Genomic DNA, 17443 nt, shown 5'->3' with positions numbered 1-17443 from the left:
GCAGCTCAGGCCAACGACTCGCGCAGCTCGGTGACCACCGAGTCGACGACCGCCACGAGGTCACCACCGGTCGCCGCGGCCACCGCGCGCTGGCGCTGGTAGGAGGCGCCACGGCGGAGGAGGTCGTCGACGCTGCGCAGCTCCTCGACGCAGTCCAGGCGGCGGGCGACCGGTTCGAGGCGCTCCAGCGTGTCGGCCAGGTCGTCGGTGACCAGCTTCTCGTTGCTCTGCGCGTCGAGGATGACGATCGCGTCGAGCCCGTAGCGGGCGGCGCGCCACTTGTTCTCCTGCACGTGCCAGGGCGGCAGGGTGCCGACCTCCTCGCCGGCCGCCAACCGGTCGTCGAGGTCGATGGCCAGGCAGTGCACGAGCGCGGTCAGGGCGCCGAGCTCCTCCAGCGTGGAGACACCGTCGCAGACCCGGTGCTCGACCGTGCCCAGGTGGGGTGCCGGACGCACGTCCCACCGGATCTCGGAGAGCTCGTCGATGACGCCGGTGGTGAGCTGGTCGTGCGCGAAGGCCTCGTACTCCGCCCAGTCGGTGAACTGGAAGGGCAGGCCCGCGGTCGGCAGCTGCTGGAACATCAGGGCCCGGGTGGAGGCGTAGCCGGTGTCGACCCCCGCCCAGACCGGCGACGAGGCGGAGAGGGCCAGCAGGTGGGGGTAGTGGTTGAGCAGCCCGTTGAGCACGCCCAGCACCCGCCCCCGCTCGGGCAGGCCGACGTGCACGTGCACGCCCCAGATCAGCATCTGACGCCCCCACCACTGGGTGCGGTTGATCAGCTCCTCGTAGCGGTGCCCGCTGCTCAGCTGCTGTCCCGACCAGCTCGCGAAGGGGTGCGCCCCGGCGCCGAAGAGGTCCAGGCCCAGCTCGTCGGCCACCGGCAGCACGGCGCGCAGGGTGTCGCGCATCTGCCCGGTGGCCTGCCGGGCGTTGTCGCAGACACCGGTCACCACCTCGACCGTGTTGCGCAGCAGCTCGCGGTGGAGTCGCTCGGGGTGGGGGAGGTGCGGCTGGGCAGCGGCGAAGAGGTCGCTCGCCCGGTTGGCGAGGTCGCGGCTGGTGCGGTCGACCAGCGCCAGCTCCCACTCCACGCCCACGGTGGGTCGGGGCGACGGCGTGAAGTCGATGCGCACGAGCCCACCCTAGGGGAGCGGTCGCCACCCGTGACGTCATCGCGCGGGTGCGTGGGGGCGTACGCCCGCGATGACGCCCCGGGTGTGGGCGCCGCCGCCGTTGGGGACGACTGGCACCATGTCCAAGGTGCCTCACCCAGACGAGACCGACGTCAAGGAACTGAACCTCTCCATCGACCTCTGCCTGCGCATCGGCGAGATGCTGCTCAGCAACGGCGCGGGCGCGGCCGACGTCACCGCAACCATGCGGGCGGTCGCCCAGCACCTGGGCCTGCGCCACCACATCGACATCGACGTGACCTTCACCCAGGTCTCGATGAGCTACCAGTACGACCCGTCCGAGCCGACGCTGGTGATGATCCGGCAGGTCTACCAGCGCACCATCGACTACGACGACGTCACCAAGGTCGACCACCTCGTGCGCGACCTGCTGGCCGGCGAGCTCGACCTCTACCTGGCGCGCAACCGGATGGCCACGATCGTCTCGGTGGGGCCCTCCACGCCGCGGTGGGCGATCAGCGTGGCGACGGGCGTGACCGGCGCCTCGGTCGGCCTCTTCCTCGGCGGCGACTGGCTGGTGGTGACGGTCGCGTTCGTGGCCGCCGTCCTCATCGACCGGATCCAGCTCGTGCTCGCCAAGCAGCGGCTGCCCAACTTCTACCTGCAGGTGGTGGGCGGCGTCGTCGCGAGCCTGATCGCGGTGGCGGTCGCAGCCACCCCGCTCGACGCCGACCCGTCGCTGGTGGTCACCGCCAACATCATCATCCTGCTCGCCGGCATCGGTTTCATGGGCGCCCTGCAGGATGCGCTCTCAGGCTTCTACCTGACCGGCACCGCACGCATCACCGAGGCGATGATGGCCACCGTCGGCATCGTCGCCGGTGTCAGTGGCGGACTCTCCTTCGGCAAGCTCATCGGCGTCGACATCGGACGCTACGAGCCCGGGCTCTCGGGATGGCAGGACATCGGCGTGCTGGTGCTCGGTTCGGCGCTCTGCGCGGCCGCCTTCGCCTTCTCGGTCTACGCGCCCCGCCGCTCGTTGCTGCCGATCGCGGCGATCGGCGGCGTCGCCGCCGCGATCTACCGCCTCGTCGTCGACACCGGGCTCGACCGTCCGTGGGCAGCGGCCGGTGCGGCCCTGGCGATCGGCCTCGTGGCGTACGCCGTCGCGGGACGCGTGCGAGTGCCCCCGCTCGTGGTGGTCGTGCCCGCCGTCGTCCCGCTGCTGCCGGGTCTCTCGATCTACCGCGGACTCTCGCTGCTCACGCAGGAGGGCGCCTCCACGTCCGAGGGCCTGCTCGCCATGGCGACGGCCGGTTCGGTGGCGCTCGCGCTGGCCTCCGGCGTCATCCTCGGCGAGTTCGTCGCCCAGCCGGTCAAGCGTGAGGCGCGCCGCCTCGAGCAACGCCTTGCCGGGCCCCGGCTCGTGGGAGTGTTCCGGCCCCGCTCGCGCGCCAGCGAGCGGGAACGGCGTCGACGCCGCCGCGACGAGGGATCGGTCGTCGAAGAGCTGTGAGCGGAGGCTGAGGCGATCGGCTCAGGACGACTCGAACCGCTTGGCGAACCGCGCCACCACGTCCTGGTAGCGGGCACCGACCAGGCGGGCGAGGTGGTGCACCACGTGGGCGTCGGCGCCCACCAGCAGGCGCGCCCGACCCTTCAGCATGCCCTCGAGGATCACCCGCGCCGCCTCGTCGGCGGTGGTGCGCGCCAGCTTCTCGTCGAAGCGGCGGGCGGTCTCGGCCAGGTCGTGGCGCCCCGCGGCGCGGCCGTTGCGGGCGATGCCGGTCCGGATCCCGCCGGGGTGCACGACGGTCACCTGCACCGGGTGGCCGGCGACCAGCATCTCCTCCCGCAGCGACTCGCTCAGGCCGCGCACCGCGTACTTCGAAGCGTTGTAGAGGCTCTGCGACGGCATCGAGACCAGGCCGAAGAGCGAGGAGATGTTGACGAGGTGACCGTCGCCCGAGGCGATCAGGTGGGGCAGGAAGGCGCGGGAGCCGTGCACCACGCCCCAGAAGTTCACCCCCATGATCCACTCCATGTCGGCGGGGTCGAGCTCGGCGAAGTCACCGGTGAGCGAGACGCCGGCGTTGTTGACCACGGCGTCCACCCAGCCGTAGTGCGCCGCCACCTCCGCGGCCCAGGCCTCGACCGCCGCGCGGTCACTGACGTCGACGACCCGGGTGTGCACGCCCTTGGCGCCCGCGGCGGTGGCCTGCTCGCCGGTCTGCGCCAACCCGGTCGCGTCGACGTCGCTGAGCGCCAGCCGGGCGCCGCAGCCCGCAGCCCGTAGCGCCAGGGCACGACCGATGCCTGACGCCGCTCCGGTGATGACCACGACCTTGCCCTGGAGGGTGTGCATGGCCAGACCGTAGCGGTCCGCCGCGCAGGGGGCGACGAGCCCGGCCCTGACGTGGGACGATGCCGACATGGACCAGAGCCGAGGAGAGTCCCACGCCCGGATCGGGTCGGCCGTCGAGCTCTCGCGCGACGAGTGCTGGCAGCTGCTCTCGACCCAGCAGGTCGGTCGCGTCGCCTACGTCGGCGACGACGGCCCGCGCATCGTGCCGGTCAACTACGTCCTGCGCGAGGGCCACGTCGAGTTCCGCACCACGTCCTACTCCGAGCTGGCCACCCATGCCCCCGGCCACCCGGTGGCCTTCGAGGTCGACGAGCTGGACACCGCCCACCACGCCGGCTGGAGCGTCGTCGTGACGGGTCGTTGCGAGCGGGCGATGGACGAGTTCAACACCGTCTTCTCCTCGCCCACCGAGCAGAGCGCCACCCCGTGGGCCGGAGGCCGCCGACCCATGGTGCTGCGCATCGAGGTCGGTCACGTCTCCGGACGCCACGTGGGCGAGACCGGCTGGCACCACCCCGAGCCGCGCCGGTCCTGAACTGCGCCGTCCAGACTGACGCAGGCACAATGGGGTCCACGATGTCCGCACCCCCGCAGCAGCCTGACCAGCCCGTGACCGCCGGCGCCCCCCGCGGTGACGGTCAGCCCTTCGAGGGGCTCCGGATCACCTACCCCGAGCACCTGCCGGTCTCGCAGCGTCGCGACGACATCGCCGAGGCGATCCGCGACCACCAGGTCGTGATCGTGGCGGGTGAGACCGGGTCGGGCAAGACCACCCAGCTGCCCAAGATCTGTCTTGAGCTCGGTCGTGGGCGGCGTCGCGGGCGCGGCGACAAGGCCACGGGCGGGTTGATCGGACACACCCAGCCTCGCCGGATCGCTGCCCGCTCGGTCGCGGAGCGGATCAGCGAGGAGCTGGCCGCCGACGGCATCGGCACCGGCCTGGGCGACGTCGTCGGCTACCAGGTGCGTTTCACCGACCAGACCTCACGCTCGAGTCGGGTCAAGCTGATGACCGACGGCATCCTGCTCGCCGAGCTCCAGCGTGACCGGATGCTGCGCAAGTACGACACGATCATCATCGACGAGGCCCACGAGCGCAGCCTCAACATCGACTTCCTCCTCGGCTACCTGCGTCGGCTGCTGCCGAAGCGGCCCGACCTCAAGCTGATCGTCACCTCGGCCACCATCGACGTGGAGCGCTTCGCCCGCCACTTCGCCGACCGCGACGGCACACCCGCACCCATCGTCGAGGTCTCCGGGCGGACGTACCCCGTCGAGGTCCGTTACCGCCCGCTCATGGAGCTCTCCTCGACCGACGAGGAGGGCGAGACCGTCGTCCGTGACCAGACCGAGGCGATCGTCGACGCGGTGCGTGAGCTGTCGGCCGAGGGCCCCGGCGACGTGCTCGTCTTCCTGCCCGGCGAGCGGGAGATCCGTGACACCGCCGACGCCTTCGACGCGCTGAAGTCTGACCGGCTCGAGATCGTGCCGCTCTACTCGCGGCTCTCCGCCGCCGAGCAGCACCGCGTCTTCTCGTCGCACCCCTCGACGGTGCGCCGTGTGGTGCTGGCGACCAACGTCGCGGAGACGTCGCTGACGGTGCCGGGCATCAAGTACGTCGTCGACACCGGCGTCGCGCGCATCTCGCGCTACTCGGCGCGCACCAAGGTGCAGCGGCTGCCGATCGAGCCGATCAGCCAGGCGTCGGCCAACCAGCGTTCGGGGCGCTGCGGCCGCGTCAGCGAGGGCATCGCCATCCGGCTCTACTCGGAGGAGGACTTCGAGGGGCGCCCCGAGTTCACCGACCCCGAGATCCTGCGCACCAACCTCGCCAGCGTCATCCTGCAGATGACCGGGCTCGGGCTCGGCGACATCGGGCGGTTCCCCTTCGTCGAGCCGCCGGACAAGCGCAACGTCACCGCGGGCGTACAGCTGCTCGAGGAGCTCGGCGCGTTCCGCGTGAATCAGCAGGGCGCCTTCCGCGTCGGCGGCGCTGCCCCGGGACGTCATACGGAGGGAGCCTCCCAGCGCCCCGACCGTATGACGTCCGAGCGGCAGGGGCCGCGGCTCACCAAGATCGGCCAGCGGCTCGCCCGGCTGCCGATCGACCCGCGGCTGGGCCGGATGATCCTCGAGGCCGAGCGGCTCGGTTGCGTGCGCGACGTCATCGTCATCGCGGCCGCCCTGTCGCTGCAGGACCCGCGCGAACGGCCGGCCGAGGCGCAGGCCCAGGCCGACCAGCTGCACGCCCGCTTCAAGGACAAGAGCTCCGACTTCCTCACCTGGCTCAACCTGTGGCAGTACCTGAAGACCCAGCAGAAGGAGCTCTCGTCGTCGGCCTTCCGCCGGATGTGCCGCCGCGAGCACCTCAACTACCTGCGCGTGCGCGAGTGGCAGGACTTCGAGTCGCAGCTGCGCCAAGTCTGCAAGGAGATGAAGGTCGACCTCGGCGCGCCCACCAAGGTCGGTGAGAGCGGTGGCGCCGCCTACGACGCCGACGGCATCCACCAGGCGCTGCTCTCGGGCCTGCTCTCCCACATCGGCGCGCTGGAGGAGCGCGAACGCCCCCGCCCCGGGGCGAAGCCGACCGAGCGGCGGGCGATGCGCGAGTACGTCGGTGCTCGCGGCGCGCGGTTCGCGATCTTCCCCGGCTCGGCGCTCAAGGGCGTCAACCCGGCCTTCGTGATGGCTGGCGAGCTCGTCGAGACCTCGCGGTTGTGGGCGCGGCAGAACGCTGCGATCAAGCCGGAGTGGGCCGAGCGTCTCGGTTCCCACCTGGTGCGGCGCAGCTATTCGGAGCCGCACTGGTCGAAGAAGCGGGCCGCCGTCACGGCGATGGAGAAGGTGACGCTCTACGGGGTGCCGCTGGTCTCCGACCGACCCGTCAACTACGGCCGCATCGATCCCGAGCTCTCCCGCGAGCTCTTCATCCGCCACGCTCTGGTGCAGGGGGAGTGGGGCGAGCTGACCTCGGGTCGGCACCGCTTCTTCACCCGCAACAACGAGCTGCTCGCCGAGGCCGAGGAGCTCGAGCACCGGGCGCGGCGACGCGACATCGTGGTCGACGAGCACACCCTCTTCGACTTCTACGACCAGCGGATCCCGGCCGACGTCGTCTCCGGCGCCCACTTCAACGCGTGGTGGAAGGACGAGCGGCGCAAGCGGCCCGAGCTGCTCACCTTCGACCTGGAGATGCTGACCAACGAGGCGGCCGATGAGGTCGCCGCCAGCGACTTCCCGACCCAGTGGCACGGTGACGCGCTGACCTTCTCGCTCAGCTACCACTTCGAGCCGGGTGCCGCCGACGACGGCATCACCATCGAGGTGCCGGTCGCCACCCTCAACCAGGTCGAGGCCGACGACTTCTCCTGGCTGGTGCCGGGGTTGCGCGAGGAGCTCGTGGTCAACCTGGTCCGCACGTTGCCCAAGCACCTGCGGGTCTCGTTCGTGCCGGCGCCCAACACGGCCAAGGCGTTCCTGGCGGCGGTGCCCCCGGGCGAGGAACCGCTCCTCGACTCGCTCGAGCGTTTCCTGCGCGCCACCACCGGAGTGCACGTGCCGCGCGAGGCGTGGCAGCTCGACAAGCTGCCCGACCACCTGCGTCCGACCTTCCGGGTCGTGGGCGACGACGGCGCGGTGGCTGCCACCGGCAAGGACCTCGACGCCCTCAAGGCGCCGTTGCGGCCGAAGTTCGCGGCGGCGATGGCGGAGGTCGCCCAGGACACCGGGGTCACCTCGACCGGGCAGACGTCGTGGACGTTCGGCACCATCGAGGAGTCGTTCACCCAGCGGCGCGCCGGTCACGAGGTGCGGGGATTCCCGGCCCTGGTCGACGAGGGCCGCACCGTGGGTCTGGGGGTCTTCGGGTCCGCCGACGAAGCCGCGGCGCGGCACCGCCTGGGCGTACGCCGCCTGCTGCTGCTCGCGCTGCCGAGTGCGGAGCCGCTGCTGGGCCGGCTCTCCAACCTGGAGAAGCTGGCGCTGGCCTCCTCGCCCTACACGAACGTGCAGGAGATGGTCGAGGACCTGCGTGCGGCGGTCGTGGGCGACCTGGTCGACGCGCGACCCGCGGTCCGCGACGAGGCGGCGTACGACGCCCTGCTCGCTGCGGCGCGTGACGAGCTGGAGCGCATGATGCCCCGGGCCCTCGACGACCTGGCGACGGTGCTGGCCGGGTGGCGCGAGGCCGAGAAGGCGCTCTCGGGCCGCGCCGAGATCCAGACCCTGCCGGCGTTGACCGACATGAAGGGTCAGCTCGAGCGCCTCGTGCACCGGGGCTTCCTCGGTGAGGCCGGTCTGGCCCAGGTGCGCCACTACCCCCGCTACCTGGCCGCGATCGTCCAGCGGCGCGAGAAGCTGGCCGGCCAGGTCGCGCGCGACCGGCAGCTGATGGACCAGGTGGGTGACCTCCAGGCCGCCCACCTGCACCAGGTGGCGGCGCTGCCCGAGGGCCGTCCTCCGCACGAGTCGCTGCGGAAGGTGCGCTGGATGCTGGAGGAGTACCGGGTGCAGCTGTGGGCGCAGCAGCTCGGCACCGCCCAGACCGTCAGCGACCAGCGGATCCGCAAGCTGCTCGGGTGAGGTCGTGGCGCGTGGCGCCGGGCGTAGCCTGACGACATGGACGAACCGCGCTCGACCCCCCGACGCCACCACCGTCCGATCGTGCGGACGGACGCCTTCTTCGACGACCGCACCGGGGCCGACCCCGCCGCGATGCGCGAGGCCGGTGAGCTGGCTGCGACCGTGCTGGTGAGGGGCGTACGCCGCTCCGGCGACGAGGTGCTCATCGACCGGGTGGTGCGGCTGGCCGAGACCGAGGGGCTCGAGGTGCTCGCCGACATCTGGTCGGGCTGCCCGAGCGACTCGCTGGCCGGCACCCTGTGGCGGCTCTACCTGCTGACCTCCTGGGTGCGCAGCAACCCGCAGAGCGTGGCCGAGGAGTTCCGGGCCGGTCGTGACACCGCCCAGGCCGCCGGCGTGGTGGCCGGGATCGCCGACCCTCCGGGGCCCGAGCAGGTGATGGTGATGATCGACGAGGTGCTCCACGGCATCGTGCGGGGCGACTTCGTCGACGTGCTGCACCGGGCCGCGGCCTTCGCCCACGTGGTGGCGACGGGGCGGGCCCACCTGGGGCACGCCAGCCACGCCGAGACCGTGCGCATGCTCCAGCTCGCCGAGCAGCTGGAGGCGGCCTCACGCCTCGAGTCGCGCGGAGCGCTGGTCTGATCCCGATCGCCGACCTACACTGAGGGGGCACCGGGCTGCGGCAGCCCCGGGTCCCACAATTAGCCGCCTAGAGCGGCCACGCGCCGAGAGGCGCTCCCAGCCCGGTGCACCCCCTCCCTCGCCCCGGCGCGCTGCGGCGATGCCACGGTTGACGGCTGGTCGACGCCGGGCCGACGTGCACCGGATCGGTAGGCTGACCCGGCGGTCGCGCCCGGCGCCACCGCGTCCGCACGCCGCGAGAGAGAAGAACTGCTCCATGACCACCCGTCGCCCCGTCCTCGCCCTGGTCTCCCTACTCACCGTGGGGCTCGTCGCTGCCGGGTGCACCGACGGTGGCACCACCGCTCCGGAGCCCGGTCCGCAGGAGCCGACCGTGAAGGCGGAGCCCGACACGATCACCTTCGGTGCCTTCGGCACGGAGGAGGAGATGGTGGCGTGGGACGCGGTGCTGCGCGACTTCAACCAGGGCAACGACGCGACCCGTGCCTCACTGGTGGAGTGGACCAGCCGGGAGGCGGCCCGCGAGGCCCTGGCGAAGGGCGACCCGGACCAGGTGCCCGACGTCTTCCTGCTCTCGCGCCAGGACCTGCGGATGGTCATGGAGGAGGAGCTCAACCGGCCGGTGAGTGAGCTGCTCGACGAGCGCGGCGTCGACTTCGGCGACAAGTTCTCCCGCGACGCGGTCGAGTCGTTCAGCTTCGACGGCGACCTGCAGTGCATGGCCTACTCGATCTCGCCGACGGTGATGTACCTCAACGAGCAGCTCATCGACTTCGACGTCATGAAGCAGCGCGGGATGGCCGTCTCCAACCGGTGGGACCGCTGGTGGATGCAGGACTTCGCGGCGGCCGCGAAGTTCGGCACGAAGCCGCGCCGCGGTGTGGCCGGCGTGCACATCGAGCCGACGGTCGAGGGGCTGGCGCCCTTCATCCACTCAGGCGGCGGCAAGGTCTTCGACGACGAGCGCAACCCCACGACGTTGGCCTTCTCCTCCGACGAGACACGCGAGGCGTTGGAGCAGGCCCTGCCGGTGCTCCGCGACGCGAGCCTGACCCTGTCGGAGCAGCGGCTGGAGAAGCGTGACGCCCTGGAGTGGTTCACGCGCGGCAAGGTGGCGATGATCGCCGGCGAGCGGGGTCTCGTGCCCGAGCTGCGCGGCCACAAGGACCTCGCCTTCAACGTCATGCCGATGCCCTACCTCGGCAACGCCGCCACCACCGGCGACGTCAACGGTCTCTGCCTCTCCGCCGCCACGCGTACGCCCGGTCAGGCCGCCGACCTCATCGCGCACCTCGTCAGCGACGAGGCCACGGCCGAGGTCACCCGGGCGGGGGCGACCGTGCCGGCCAACCTCACGGTGGCGGCCTCCGAGGACTTCCTGCAGCCGGAGCAGCGTCCGGAGCGGGCCCGGGTCTTCAACTCCGTCGTGCGAGGCATCGCGTTCCCGCCGTTGCTGGAGTCGTGGGAAGAGCTCGAGTCGGCCGTGGCGCCGCACGTGCGCCGGCTGCTGCTCGAGCCCGGCGAGATCGACCTGGAGGAGATCACCGAGCTGATCGACGAGGCGTCGCGCTCGGTCCTCGACCCGGAGTACGTCGACCCGGAGTCCGAGGGTGAGGGCGAGGGCGAGGGCGACCGAGAGGCTCCGTCGGAGGACGCCTCCGAGACCCCCTGACCCGTTTGCGCGGCCCGTAGGTGTCACCCAGTGACACCTACGGGCCGCACAGAGGGAACGGGGTCGCGCGGTGGTGACCCGTGGTTCAGGAGGCGGGCGGCTCGGGTACGTCCGCGGCGAGCGTCGCCTCCACTAGCGCGTCGGTGACCAGGTCGAGCTGCCACGGACGCGCGCCGTAGCCCGCGAGCTGCTCGCGCATCTCGACGGCCAGGGCGGCGGGCTCACGGGTCGCCGGGGGAGTCCACATGGCGCGGCGTACGTAGTCGGGCGTGATCAGGTTCTCCACCGGCACCGAGTGCTCCTCGGCGATGCGCAGCGTCGCCTCCCGCGCGGCCTTGAAGCGGCGGTCGGCGACCGGGTCCCGGTCGGCCCAGGCCTTCGGCGGCGGCGGTCCGTCGCCCCGCAGGGTGCGGGGCGGAAGGTCGCCCTCGGGCACCTGCAGACCTGCCGCCACGGCGTCGAGCCACTTCTGCGCGTAGCGGTCGGCGCCTCGGCCGTGGAAGCCCTTCGTGCCCAGCAGGGCGTTCCGGTTCTGCGGCTGGGCGGCAGCGACCGCGACCAGGGCGGAGTCCGGCACGATCCGCCCCGGCGTCACGTCGCGCTGCCGGGCGATCTCGTCGCGGGTCTCCCACAGGGCGCGGGCCACCGCCAGGGCCCGCCGGCTGCGCAGGCTGTGGAGGCCGGACGTACGCCGCCACGCGTCGACGCGCACGGTGGGGCGGAAGTCGAGCAGGTGGGTGAACTCCTGCTGCGCCCACTCCCACTTGCCGGCTGACTCCAGCTCGCGCTGCATGTGGTCGCGCAGCTCGACGAGCACCTCGACGTCGAGCGCGGCGTACTCCAGCCAGGCGTCCGGCAGGGGACGCTTCGACCAGTCGGCCGCCGAGTGCTCCTTGCGCATCCGCAGCCCGAGCACCTCCTCGACCAGGGTCGCCAGCCCGACGCGGGGGAGGCCCAGCAGTCGGCCCGCCAGCTCGGTGTCGAAGATGGTCGTGGGCTCCAGGCCCGCCTCCCGCAGGCACGGCAGGTCCTGGGTGGCGGCGTGCAGGATCCACTCCTCGTCGCCCATCGCCTCGGCGAGCAGCGGCAGCTCCTGGCCGAAGGCTGCGGGGTCGACGAGCCAGGTGCCGGAGTCGCCGCGGCGCAGCTGGATCAGGTACGCCCGCTGCGAGTAGCGGTAGCCCGACGCGCGCTCCGCGTCCAGGGCGATGGGGCCGGTGGCGGCGGCGAGCGCGTCGCAGGCCTCCTCGAGGCGCGAGGGGGTGTCGACGACGTCGGGGATGCCGCCGCTCAGCGTCAGCAGCGGGGCAGGCTCAGGAGCGGTCGTGCCCGCACCCTCGTCGTAGGGACCGGTCTCGGGTGCGTCGTCGTCTGTCATGGGGTGGTGGAGCTCCGCTGTGCGCGTCGTTGGGGGAAGGCGGCCACGCCTTCGGGCACCGGCGGGAGGCCGACTGCCGTGCAGAGAAGTTCACCCCATGCCTCCACGTGGGTGTGCAGGGAGGTCTGGTCGTCGTCGACGTCGGGGGTCCAGGACGCGCGGATCTCGAGCTGGGCCGTGCCCGGTTCGTCGTCCATCTGCCCGAAGCTCTCGGTGGCCACCCGGGTCACGGTGCCGGAGGCGGCTCGCCAGGTGGCGCCGTGCGCGGTGAGCGCGTCGGTGAGCCACGTCCAGGCCACCTCGCCCAGCAGGGGGTCGTTGACCAGCTCGGGGTCGATCTGGGCGCGGGCATAGGCGACCAGCCGGAAGGTGCCCTGCCACACGTCGTTGCCCGCCGGTTCGTGCAGCAGGATGAGGCGGCCGGTGCCGACCTCGTCGTCGTCGACCTCGACGTCGGCGCTCAGGGCGGCCGAGAAGGGGGCGATCCGTTGCGGCGCCGGCATCTCCTCGAGGGAGACCTCCTGACGCACCCGGGCTCGACGCAGCTCCTCGAGCGCCGCCGTGAAGGCGACCGGCGTTTCGCCCACCCCTGACCCCGGGCGGCCCTGAGAGTGCACGACCATGGCCCCACGCTAGGTCAGGGCCACCGCAGCGATGTGCCAACACGCCGCTGGCCTGCGATGATCGGGGGGTGAGCCCCTCCCCCGCAGCAGCCGACAGTGTCTTCCTCGCCGCCGCCCGTGGGGAGGAGGTGAGCCACACGCCGGTCTGGTTCATGCGCCAGGCGGGCCGGTCGTTGCCGGAGTACCTCAAGGTCCGCGAGGGCGTCGCCATGCTCGACTCCTGCATGGACCCCGACCTCGTCGTCGAGATCACCATGCAGCCCGTGCGCCGCTACGGCGTCGACGCGGCCATCTTCTTCTCCGACATCGTGCTGCCGCTGAAGTCGGTCGGTGTCGACCTCGACATCGTGCCCGGCGTCGGCCCCGTGATCGCCGAACCGGTGCGCACGCTGGCCGACGTCGAGCGCATCCCCGACCTCACCCCCGACCAGGTGCCCTACATCACCCAGGCCGTCGAGGGCCTCGTCGGCGAGCTCGGCGCGACCCCGCTGATCGGCTTCGCCGGTGCCCCCTTCACCGTCGCCTCCTACCTGGTCGAGGGCGGTCCGTCGAAGGACCACGCGAAGACCAAGGCCATGATGCTGGGCGCCCCCGATGTGTGGGACGCGTTGATGCGCAAGATCGGCCAGATCGCCGCGGCCTACCTCAAGGTCCAGGTCGACGCCGGCGCCTCGGCGGTGCAGCTCTTCGACTCCTGGGCGGGCGCGCTGACCCCGCAGGACTACGTCGAGCACGTCATGCCCCACTCCGCGCGGGTCCTGGCTGCCGCCGGCGAGCTGGGCGTGCCGCGCATCCACTTCGGCGTGGGCACCACCAACCTGCTCACCCTGATGGGTGAGGCGGGTGCCGACGTGGTCGGCATCGACTGGCGTACGCCCCTGGAGCGCGGCATCGAGCTCGTCGGGCCGGAGCGCGCGGTGCAGGGCAACCTCGACCCGGCCCTCGTCTTCGCCCCCACCGAGGTGATGACGGCGCGGGCCGGAGCGATCATCGAGGCCGGCCGCAAGGCCAAGGGCCACATCTTCAACCTGGGCCACGGCGTCATCCCCAGCACCGACCCCGACCAGCTCAAGAAGCTGACGGACTTCGTGCACGAGTACCCGCTGGGCTGAGGCGTGCCGCTGCAGGATCAGGGCGCCAGCGCGCCGGTCGTCGTGGTCGGGGCCGGTATCGCCGGGCTGGCCGCTGCCCGCGCGCTGGCCGAGGCGGGCGAGGAGGTCCTGCTGCTGGAGGCCAGCGACCACCTGGGCGGCAAGCTCCGGACCAGCGAGGTCGCAGGCGTCCGGGTCGACGTCGGTGCCGAGGCGATGCTCAACCGTCGTCCCGAGGGCGTCGACCTGGCCCGGGCCGTCGGGCTGGCACTGGAGCACCCGACCGTGGCGTCCTCACGCATCTGGACCCGCGGCGCCCTGCGGCCGTTGCCCCGCTCACTGATGGGTGTGCCGCTCGACCTGGCGGCGCTGGAGGCCTCCGGCGTGCTCTCCGAGGAGGGGCTGGAGCGGGTGAGGCGTGAGCCGTCGCTGCCGCCCCTCGACCTGGCGGGCGCCGACGTGTCGGTGGGTGACCTGGTGGCGCAGCGGTTCGGTGACGAGGTCGTCGACCGGCTGGTCGAGCCCTTGCTCGGCGGGGTCTACGCCGGTGACGCGCGCCAGCTCTCCGCCCGCGCCTGCATCCCGCAGCTCGTCGCCTTCGCCGAGCGGGGCTCGCTGCTCGAGCAGGCCGCCGCGATCCCCACGACCTACGACGTGCCGGTCTTCGCCGGCATCGCCGGCGGCATGGGGTCGTGGCCCCGGCGCATCGTCGACGACGTCTCGGGCCTGCGGGTGCGCACCGGGGTCACGGTGCGCGAGCTCACGCGTACGCCCTCGGGCTGGCGGCTGGTGGTCGGGCCGACGACGGCGCCCGAGGCGATCGAGGCGCGCGCCGTCGTGCTCGCGACGCCCGGCGCCCCCACCGCGCGGTTGCTCGCGGAGGTGGCTCCGGCGGCGAGCGCGGACCTGGCGGGTGTCGAGTACTCCTCCATGGTCGTGGTGACCTTCGCCTTCGACGTCAGCGACGTGGCCGGGCTGGACGCGACCGGCTCGTCGGGCTTCCTGGTGCCCCCGACGGAGGCCCGCCGCATCAAGGCCTCCACGTTCGCCTTCGCGAAGTGGGGCTGGATCCGCAGGGCCGGTGCCGCCGCGGGCGTCGCCCACCTGCGTACGTCGCTGGGCCGGCACGGCGAGGCCACCGCGCTGCAGGCCAGCGACGACGAGCTCGTGGCCTGGTCGTTGGCCGACCTGGCCGAGGCCACCGGGCTGCGGGCACGACCGGTCGACGTGCACGTGCAGCGCTGGGGTGGCGGACTGCCGCAGTATGCGCTCGGGCACCTGGAGACCGTGGCGCGGGTGCGTGCCGCTCTTCCGGAGGGGCTCGTCGTGGCCGGGGCGGCCTACGACGGTGTCGGCATCCCTGCGGTGATCGGGTCTGCGCAGCGCGCGGTGGCGGATTTGCTCGCGCACCTGCGTGACCTGCCTCGCTGACCTGCGGGGTGTGGCCACACCCACGTCGAACCCGTCCTCGGGCAGGGGCACAATGGCTGCATGAGTGACGCGCAGCCTGAAGCGAAGACCAACGCCGCCCGCATCAACGAGCTCAACGACACGATCCGCTACACGATGTGGTCGGTCTTCAAGCTGCGTGACGTGCTCGGGGAGGCCGACCGCGCCGCAGAGGCCACCGAGGTCGAGCGCCTCTTCGCCGACCTGGCGGGGGAGGACGTCAAGGTCCGTGGCATCTACGACGTCTCCGGGCTGCGCGCCGACGCCGACGTGATGGTCTGGTGGCACGCCGAGGACTCGGTGCAGCTGCAGTCGGCCTACAACCGCTTCCGCCGCACCGCCTTCGGCTCGCGCCTGGAGCCGGTGTGGTCGCAGATGGCGCTGCACCGTCCCGCGGAGTTCAACCGCAGCCACATCCCGGCGTTCCTGGCCGACGAGACGCCGCGCAAGCACATCTGCGTCTACCCGTTCGTGCGCTCCTACGAGTGGTACCTCCTCGAGGACTCCGAGCGGCGCCGGATGCTCTCCGAGCACGGTCAGATGGCGCGCGACTACGTCGACGTGCGTGCCAACACGGTCGCGTCGTTCGCGCTGGGTGACTACGAGTGGATGCTGGCCTTCGAGGCCGACGAGCTCTACCGCATCGTCGACCTCATGCGTCACCTGCGGGCCTCTGACGCGCGACGCCACGTGCGCGAGGAGGTGCCGTTCTACACCGGCGCCCGCGTCGAGGTGGCCGAGCTGCTCGACCTGCTGCCCTGATGGCCGGCGGCAGCGTCGGCTTCGGCGTGCCGCCGGAGCGTGCGTACGACTTCCTCGTCGACCCCACGCAACGGCCGCGCTGGCAGTCGTCGCTGCGCGCCGTCGAGCTGCTCGACGGGTGGCGGCCCGGCGACCCGGTGGAGGCCGGGTTGCGCTGGGTCGACGTGACCTGGCCCGGGTTGCGGCCCCGGATGACGCTGACCGAGGCCGAGCGTCCGGAGCGGTGGTCGGAGTCGGGCGTGTGGCGCGCGTTCTCCGCCGACCTGACCCTGACGTTCGCGGCGACGCCCTTCGGATGCCGCGTGCACGCCGATTTCGAGGTGCGCGCCGCCGGCGTGTGGGCGCCGCTGGGGCGCGTGGCGACCGCTGCGGGCGTACGCCCCGTGCTCGCCGACCTGCGTCGGGCCGCGCGCGACCTGGGCGTGGGGTAGCCCGTCAGTCCTTCTCGTGGAGGCGGATGCTGAGCGAGTTGATGCAGTAGCGGTCGCCGGTCGGGGTGCCGTAGCCATCGGGGAAGACGTGGCCCAGGTGCGACCCGCAGCTGGCGCAGCGCACCTCGACCCGCTTCATGCCGAACGAAGTGTCCTCGATGTACTCGATCGTGTCGGTGATCGGCTGGTAGAAGCTCGGCCACCCGCAGCCGGAGTGGAACTTGGTGTCGGAGACGAAGAGCTCCGCGTCGCACGCCCGGCACGAGTAGGTGCCCGGGGTGTCCGTCTGGTCGTACTCGCCGGTGAAGGCGCGCTCGGTGCCGGCCTCGCGGAGCACGTGGAACTCCTCCGGCGTCAGCTGCTCACGCCACTCGGCGTCCGTCTTCTCCACCTGGTAACCCATGCGGTCAAGCCTACGAGGGTGGGGAAGCGGGGACGGGGCCACGCAGTTCCCGACGTCTCAGTTGTGGTTGTAGCCGTGGGGACGGCGAGTCAGCAGTGCCCGCTTGAAGTGGGACTCGGCGGCGTCCGCGTCGGCGGTCGGGGTGCTTGGTCCGAAGACCCGCAGAAGGCTGAAGACGAAGTGATCCCGGGCCGCAGGATCGACCTCGGCGAGCTCCAGCAGCCCTGTGTTGCCGCCGTGCCCGTCGCGGGCGTACGTGGCCCAGCGCCCGAGGATGCGCTCGGAGCCATCGGCCTTGCCCACGTAGAGCCGTCCGTTCAGAGAGTCGGCGATCAGGTAGATGCCTTGAACGGATCCGAGGGCTGTCCGCCACGACGTGTACCGGGAGTCTTCGACCACGGATGTCAGCTCACCGAAGGTCAGCACCAGGTCGTCGAAGCCGGGGGCGGTCCGTGAGCTCCCCGCGGTTCTCGTAGGCGACCCCTTGCACGCGGGTGTAGTCCAGCACGGCTTGGGGCGTGAGGGCTCCGGGAGTGAGTCCGCCGGGCGTGTAGGTGTGCCGCAGCATGACGACGTCACGGGGCTCGATCTCTGCAGCGGCGAGCACGTGTCCGAGGTTGAGGTCGCCGGTGAGGGAGGTGGTCACACCGTCCAGCATGGCGGACGCAACCGCGGCAGGGGAGTGGTTCGGCATTGGCAAAGTTGTCGGCGCCCTCCGGTTGAGTTGACCCATGGACGAGGACCTCACCCCGAGCGCTTTGCTCGACGAGCTGCGGATGCGCCATGTCGTGGTGGCTGCGGCGCAGGTGGAGGAGCTCGAGGGTGTGTACGCGTGGGCGCTCGCGCACCCGGCGCTGGGGGATGCGGGGGTGTTGTCGCGCGACGAGTTCCCGGCCGGGGACGGCGC

At 72.1% G+C, this 17443-nt stretch carries 16 protein-coding genes; 9 read left to right on the top strand and 7 right to left on the bottom strand.

The genetic code is table 11. The annotated features are described in order from the left end of the window. Positions 1 to 5 precede the first annotated feature (5 nt). Positions 6 to 1136: a glutamate--cysteine ligase gene (locus IEQ44_RS08470; protein WP_193638027.1), complete on the bottom strand. Its 1131-nt coding sequence runs from the start codon at positions 1134 to 1136 to the stop codon at positions 6 to 8. A 118-nt stretch (positions 1137 to 1254) separates the two neighbouring features. On the opposite strand from IEQ44_RS08470, the gene IEQ44_RS08465 reads away from it, so the two are divergent. Next, on the top strand, positions 1255 to 2652 hold the full coding sequence (locus IEQ44_RS08465; protein WP_193638026.1) for a threonine/serine exporter family protein: 1398 nt from the start codon (positions 1255 to 1257) through the stop codon (positions 2650 to 2652). 21 nt (positions 2653 to 2673) lie between these two features. On the opposite strand, the gene IEQ44_RS08460 is transcribed toward IEQ44_RS08465, so the two are convergent. After that, positions 2674 to 3570 (bottom strand): SDR family NAD(P)-dependent oxidoreductase, encoded by an 897-nt coding sequence (locus IEQ44_RS08460; protein ID WP_227487177.1) that lies wholly within the window; start codon positions 3568 to 3570, stop codon positions 2674 to 2676. Here IEQ44_RS08460 and IEQ44_RS08455 point away from each other — a divergent pair. The 4 genes from IEQ44_RS08455 to IEQ44_RS08440 all read left to right on the top strand — a co-directional run bounded on the left by IEQ44_RS08455 (position 3569) and on the right by IEQ44_RS08440 (position 10399). Next, the gene (locus IEQ44_RS08455; RefSeq protein WP_193638025.1) at positions 3569 to 4036 is read left to right on the top strand and encodes a pyridoxamine 5'-phosphate oxidase family protein; all 468 of its coding nucleotides are present in this window, start codon (positions 3569 to 3571) and stop codon (positions 4034 to 4036) included. The genes IEQ44_RS08460 and IEQ44_RS08455 overlap by 2 nt on opposite strands. 41 nt (positions 4037 to 4077) lie before the next feature. Next, complete coding sequence (gene hrpA / locus IEQ44_RS08450; protein ID WP_227487176.1) at positions 4078 to 8082, top strand: ATP-dependent RNA helicase HrpA; 4005 nt, start codon at positions 4078 to 4080, stop codon at positions 8080 to 8082. A gap of 36 nt (positions 8083 to 8118) precedes the next feature. Continuing rightward, positions 8119 to 8727 (top strand): hypothetical protein, encoded by a 609-nt coding sequence (locus IEQ44_RS08445; RefSeq protein ID WP_193638023.1) that lies wholly within the window; start codon positions 8119 to 8121, stop codon positions 8725 to 8727. A gap of 139 nt (positions 8728 to 8866) precedes the next feature. Then, entirely contained in the window at positions 8867 to 10399 is a 1533-nt protein-coding gene (locus IEQ44_RS08440) for an ABC transporter substrate-binding protein (protein WP_193638022.1), read from the top strand. A gap of 85 nt (positions 10400 to 10484) precedes the next feature. Here the strand turns inward: IEQ44_RS08440 and IEQ44_RS08435 are convergent, their stop codons facing one another. Together IEQ44_RS08435 and IEQ44_RS08430 are read right to left on the bottom strand one after the other, a co-directional pair. Beyond that, a complete protein-coding gene (locus tag IEQ44_RS08435) occupies positions 10485 to 11777 on the bottom strand; it encodes a ribonuclease D (protein ID WP_193638021.1) in 1293 nt (430 codons plus the stop codon). Continuing rightward, positions 11774 to 12400: a DUF3000 domain-containing protein gene (locus IEQ44_RS08430; RefSeq protein WP_193638020.1), complete on the bottom strand. Its 627-nt coding sequence runs from the start codon at positions 12398 to 12400 to the stop codon at positions 11774 to 11776. The genes IEQ44_RS08435 and IEQ44_RS08430 overlap by 4 nt, the downstream gene beginning before the upstream one ends. A 68-nt stretch (positions 12401 to 12468) precedes the next feature. Here IEQ44_RS08430 and hemE point away from each other — a divergent pair, with 68 nt between their 5' ends. Genes hemE through IEQ44_RS08410 form a run of 4 tightly spaced genes read left to right on the top strand, consistent with a single transcriptional unit; the run spans position 12469 to position 16133 of the window. After that, positions 12469 to 13512, top strand: a complete 1044-nt coding sequence (hemE, locus tag IEQ44_RS08425; RefSeq protein ID WP_193638019.1) for a uroporphyrinogen decarboxylase — start codon at positions 12469 to 12471, stop codon at positions 13510 to 13512. A gap of 3 nt (positions 13513 to 13515) precedes the next feature. Beyond that, positions 13516 to 14922, top strand: a complete 1407-nt coding sequence (gene hemG, locus IEQ44_RS08420; RefSeq protein WP_319804576.1) for a protoporphyrinogen oxidase — start codon at positions 13516 to 13518, stop codon at positions 14920 to 14922. Positions 14923 to 14982: 60 nt separating this feature from the next. Continuing rightward, positions 14983 to 15702, top strand: coding sequence for a hydrogen peroxide-dependent heme synthase (gene hemQ, locus IEQ44_RS08415; RefSeq protein WP_193638018.1), 720 nt, complete (start codon positions 14983 to 14985; stop codon positions 15700 to 15702). Continuing rightward, positions 15702 to 16133, top strand: coding sequence for an SRPBCC family protein (locus IEQ44_RS08410; protein WP_193638017.1), 432 nt, complete (start codon positions 15702 to 15704; stop codon positions 16131 to 16133). Before hemQ ends, IEQ44_RS08410 begins: the two co-directional genes overlap by 1 nt. A gap of 4 nt (positions 16134 to 16137) precedes the next feature. Here IEQ44_RS08410 and msrB read toward each other — a convergent pair whose 3' ends face one another. Genes msrB through IEQ44_RS16910 form a run of 3 tightly spaced genes read right to left on the bottom strand, consistent with a single transcriptional unit; the run spans position 16138 to position 17230 of the window. Then, complete coding sequence (gene msrB / locus IEQ44_RS08405; protein ID WP_193638016.1) at positions 16138 to 16536, bottom strand: peptide-methionine (R)-S-oxide reductase MsrB; 399 nt, start codon at positions 16534 to 16536, stop codon at positions 16138 to 16140. Between the two features lie 57 nt (positions 16537 to 16593). After that, on the bottom strand, positions 16594 to 16962 hold the full coding sequence (locus IEQ44_RS16915; RefSeq protein ID WP_227487175.1) for a GIY-YIG nuclease family protein: 369 nt from the start codon (positions 16960 to 16962) through the stop codon (positions 16594 to 16596). Beyond that, positions 16946 to 17230: a hypothetical protein gene (locus tag IEQ44_RS16910; RefSeq protein WP_227487174.1), complete on the bottom strand. Its 285-nt coding sequence runs from the start codon at positions 17228 to 17230 to the stop codon at positions 16946 to 16948. Before IEQ44_RS16910 ends, IEQ44_RS16915 begins: the two co-directional genes overlap by 17 nt. Positions 17231 to 17443 lie beyond the last annotated feature (213 nt).

It is taken from the genome of Nocardioides malaquae, assembly GCF_015070385.1.
GTDB lineage: Bacteria > Actinomycetota > Actinomycetes > Propionibacteriales > Nocardioidaceae > Nocardioides > Nocardioides malaquae.
Note: the sequence above shows the minus strand (reverse complement) of the source record. Positions and strands in the feature narration are given on the sequence as shown.

What these genes read in the sequence shown, in the direction of transcription:
- IEQ44_RS08410 (WP_193638017.1), top strand. Translation starts at nt 15,702, where the DNA reads ATGGCCGGCGGCAGCGTCGGCTTCGGCGTGCCGCCGGAGCGTGCGTAC.
- IEQ44_RS08430 (WP_193638020.1), bottom strand. Translation starts at nt 12,400, where the DNA reads ATGGTCGTGCACTCTCAGGGCCGCCCGGGGTCAGGGGTGGGCGAAACG.
- IEQ44_RS08440 (WP_193638022.1), top strand. Translation starts at nt 8,867, where the DNA reads ATGCCACGGTTGACGGCTGGTCGACGCCGGGCCGACGTGCACCGGATC.
- msrB (WP_193638016.1), bottom strand. Translation starts at nt 16,536, where the DNA reads ATGGGTTACCAGGTGGAGAAGACGGACGCCGAGTGGCGTGAGCAGCTG.
- IEQ44_RS08465 (WP_193638026.1), top strand. Translation starts at nt 1,255, where the DNA reads ATGTCCAAGGTGCCTCACCCAGACGAGACCGACGTCAAGGAACTGAAC.
- IEQ44_RS08445 (WP_193638023.1), top strand. Translation starts at nt 8,119, where the DNA reads ATGGACGAACCGCGCTCGACCCCCCGACGCCACCACCGTCCGATCGTG.
- hemQ (WP_193638018.1), top strand. Translation starts at nt 14,983, where the DNA reads ATGAGTGACGCGCAGCCTGAAGCGAAGACCAACGCCGCCCGCATCAAC.
- IEQ44_RS08460 (WP_227487177.1), bottom strand. Translation starts at nt 3,570, where the DNA reads ATGTCGGCATCGTCCCACGTCAGGGCCGGGCTCGTCGCCCCCTGCGCG.
- hrpA (WP_227487176.1), top strand. Translation starts at nt 4,078, where the DNA reads ATGTCCGCACCCCCGCAGCAGCCTGACCAGCCCGTGACCGCCGGCGCC.
- IEQ44_RS08435 (WP_193638021.1), bottom strand. Translation starts at nt 11,777, where the DNA reads ATGACAGACGACGACGCACCCGAGACCGGTCCCTACGACGAGGGTGCG.
- IEQ44_RS08455 (WP_193638025.1), top strand. Translation starts at nt 3,569, where the DNA reads ATGGACCAGAGCCGAGGAGAGTCCCACGCCCGGATCGGGTCGGCCGTC.
- IEQ44_RS16910 (WP_227487174.1), bottom strand. Translation starts at nt 17,230, where the DNA reads ATGCCGAACCACTCCCCTGCCGCGGTTGCGTCCGCCATGCTGGACGGT.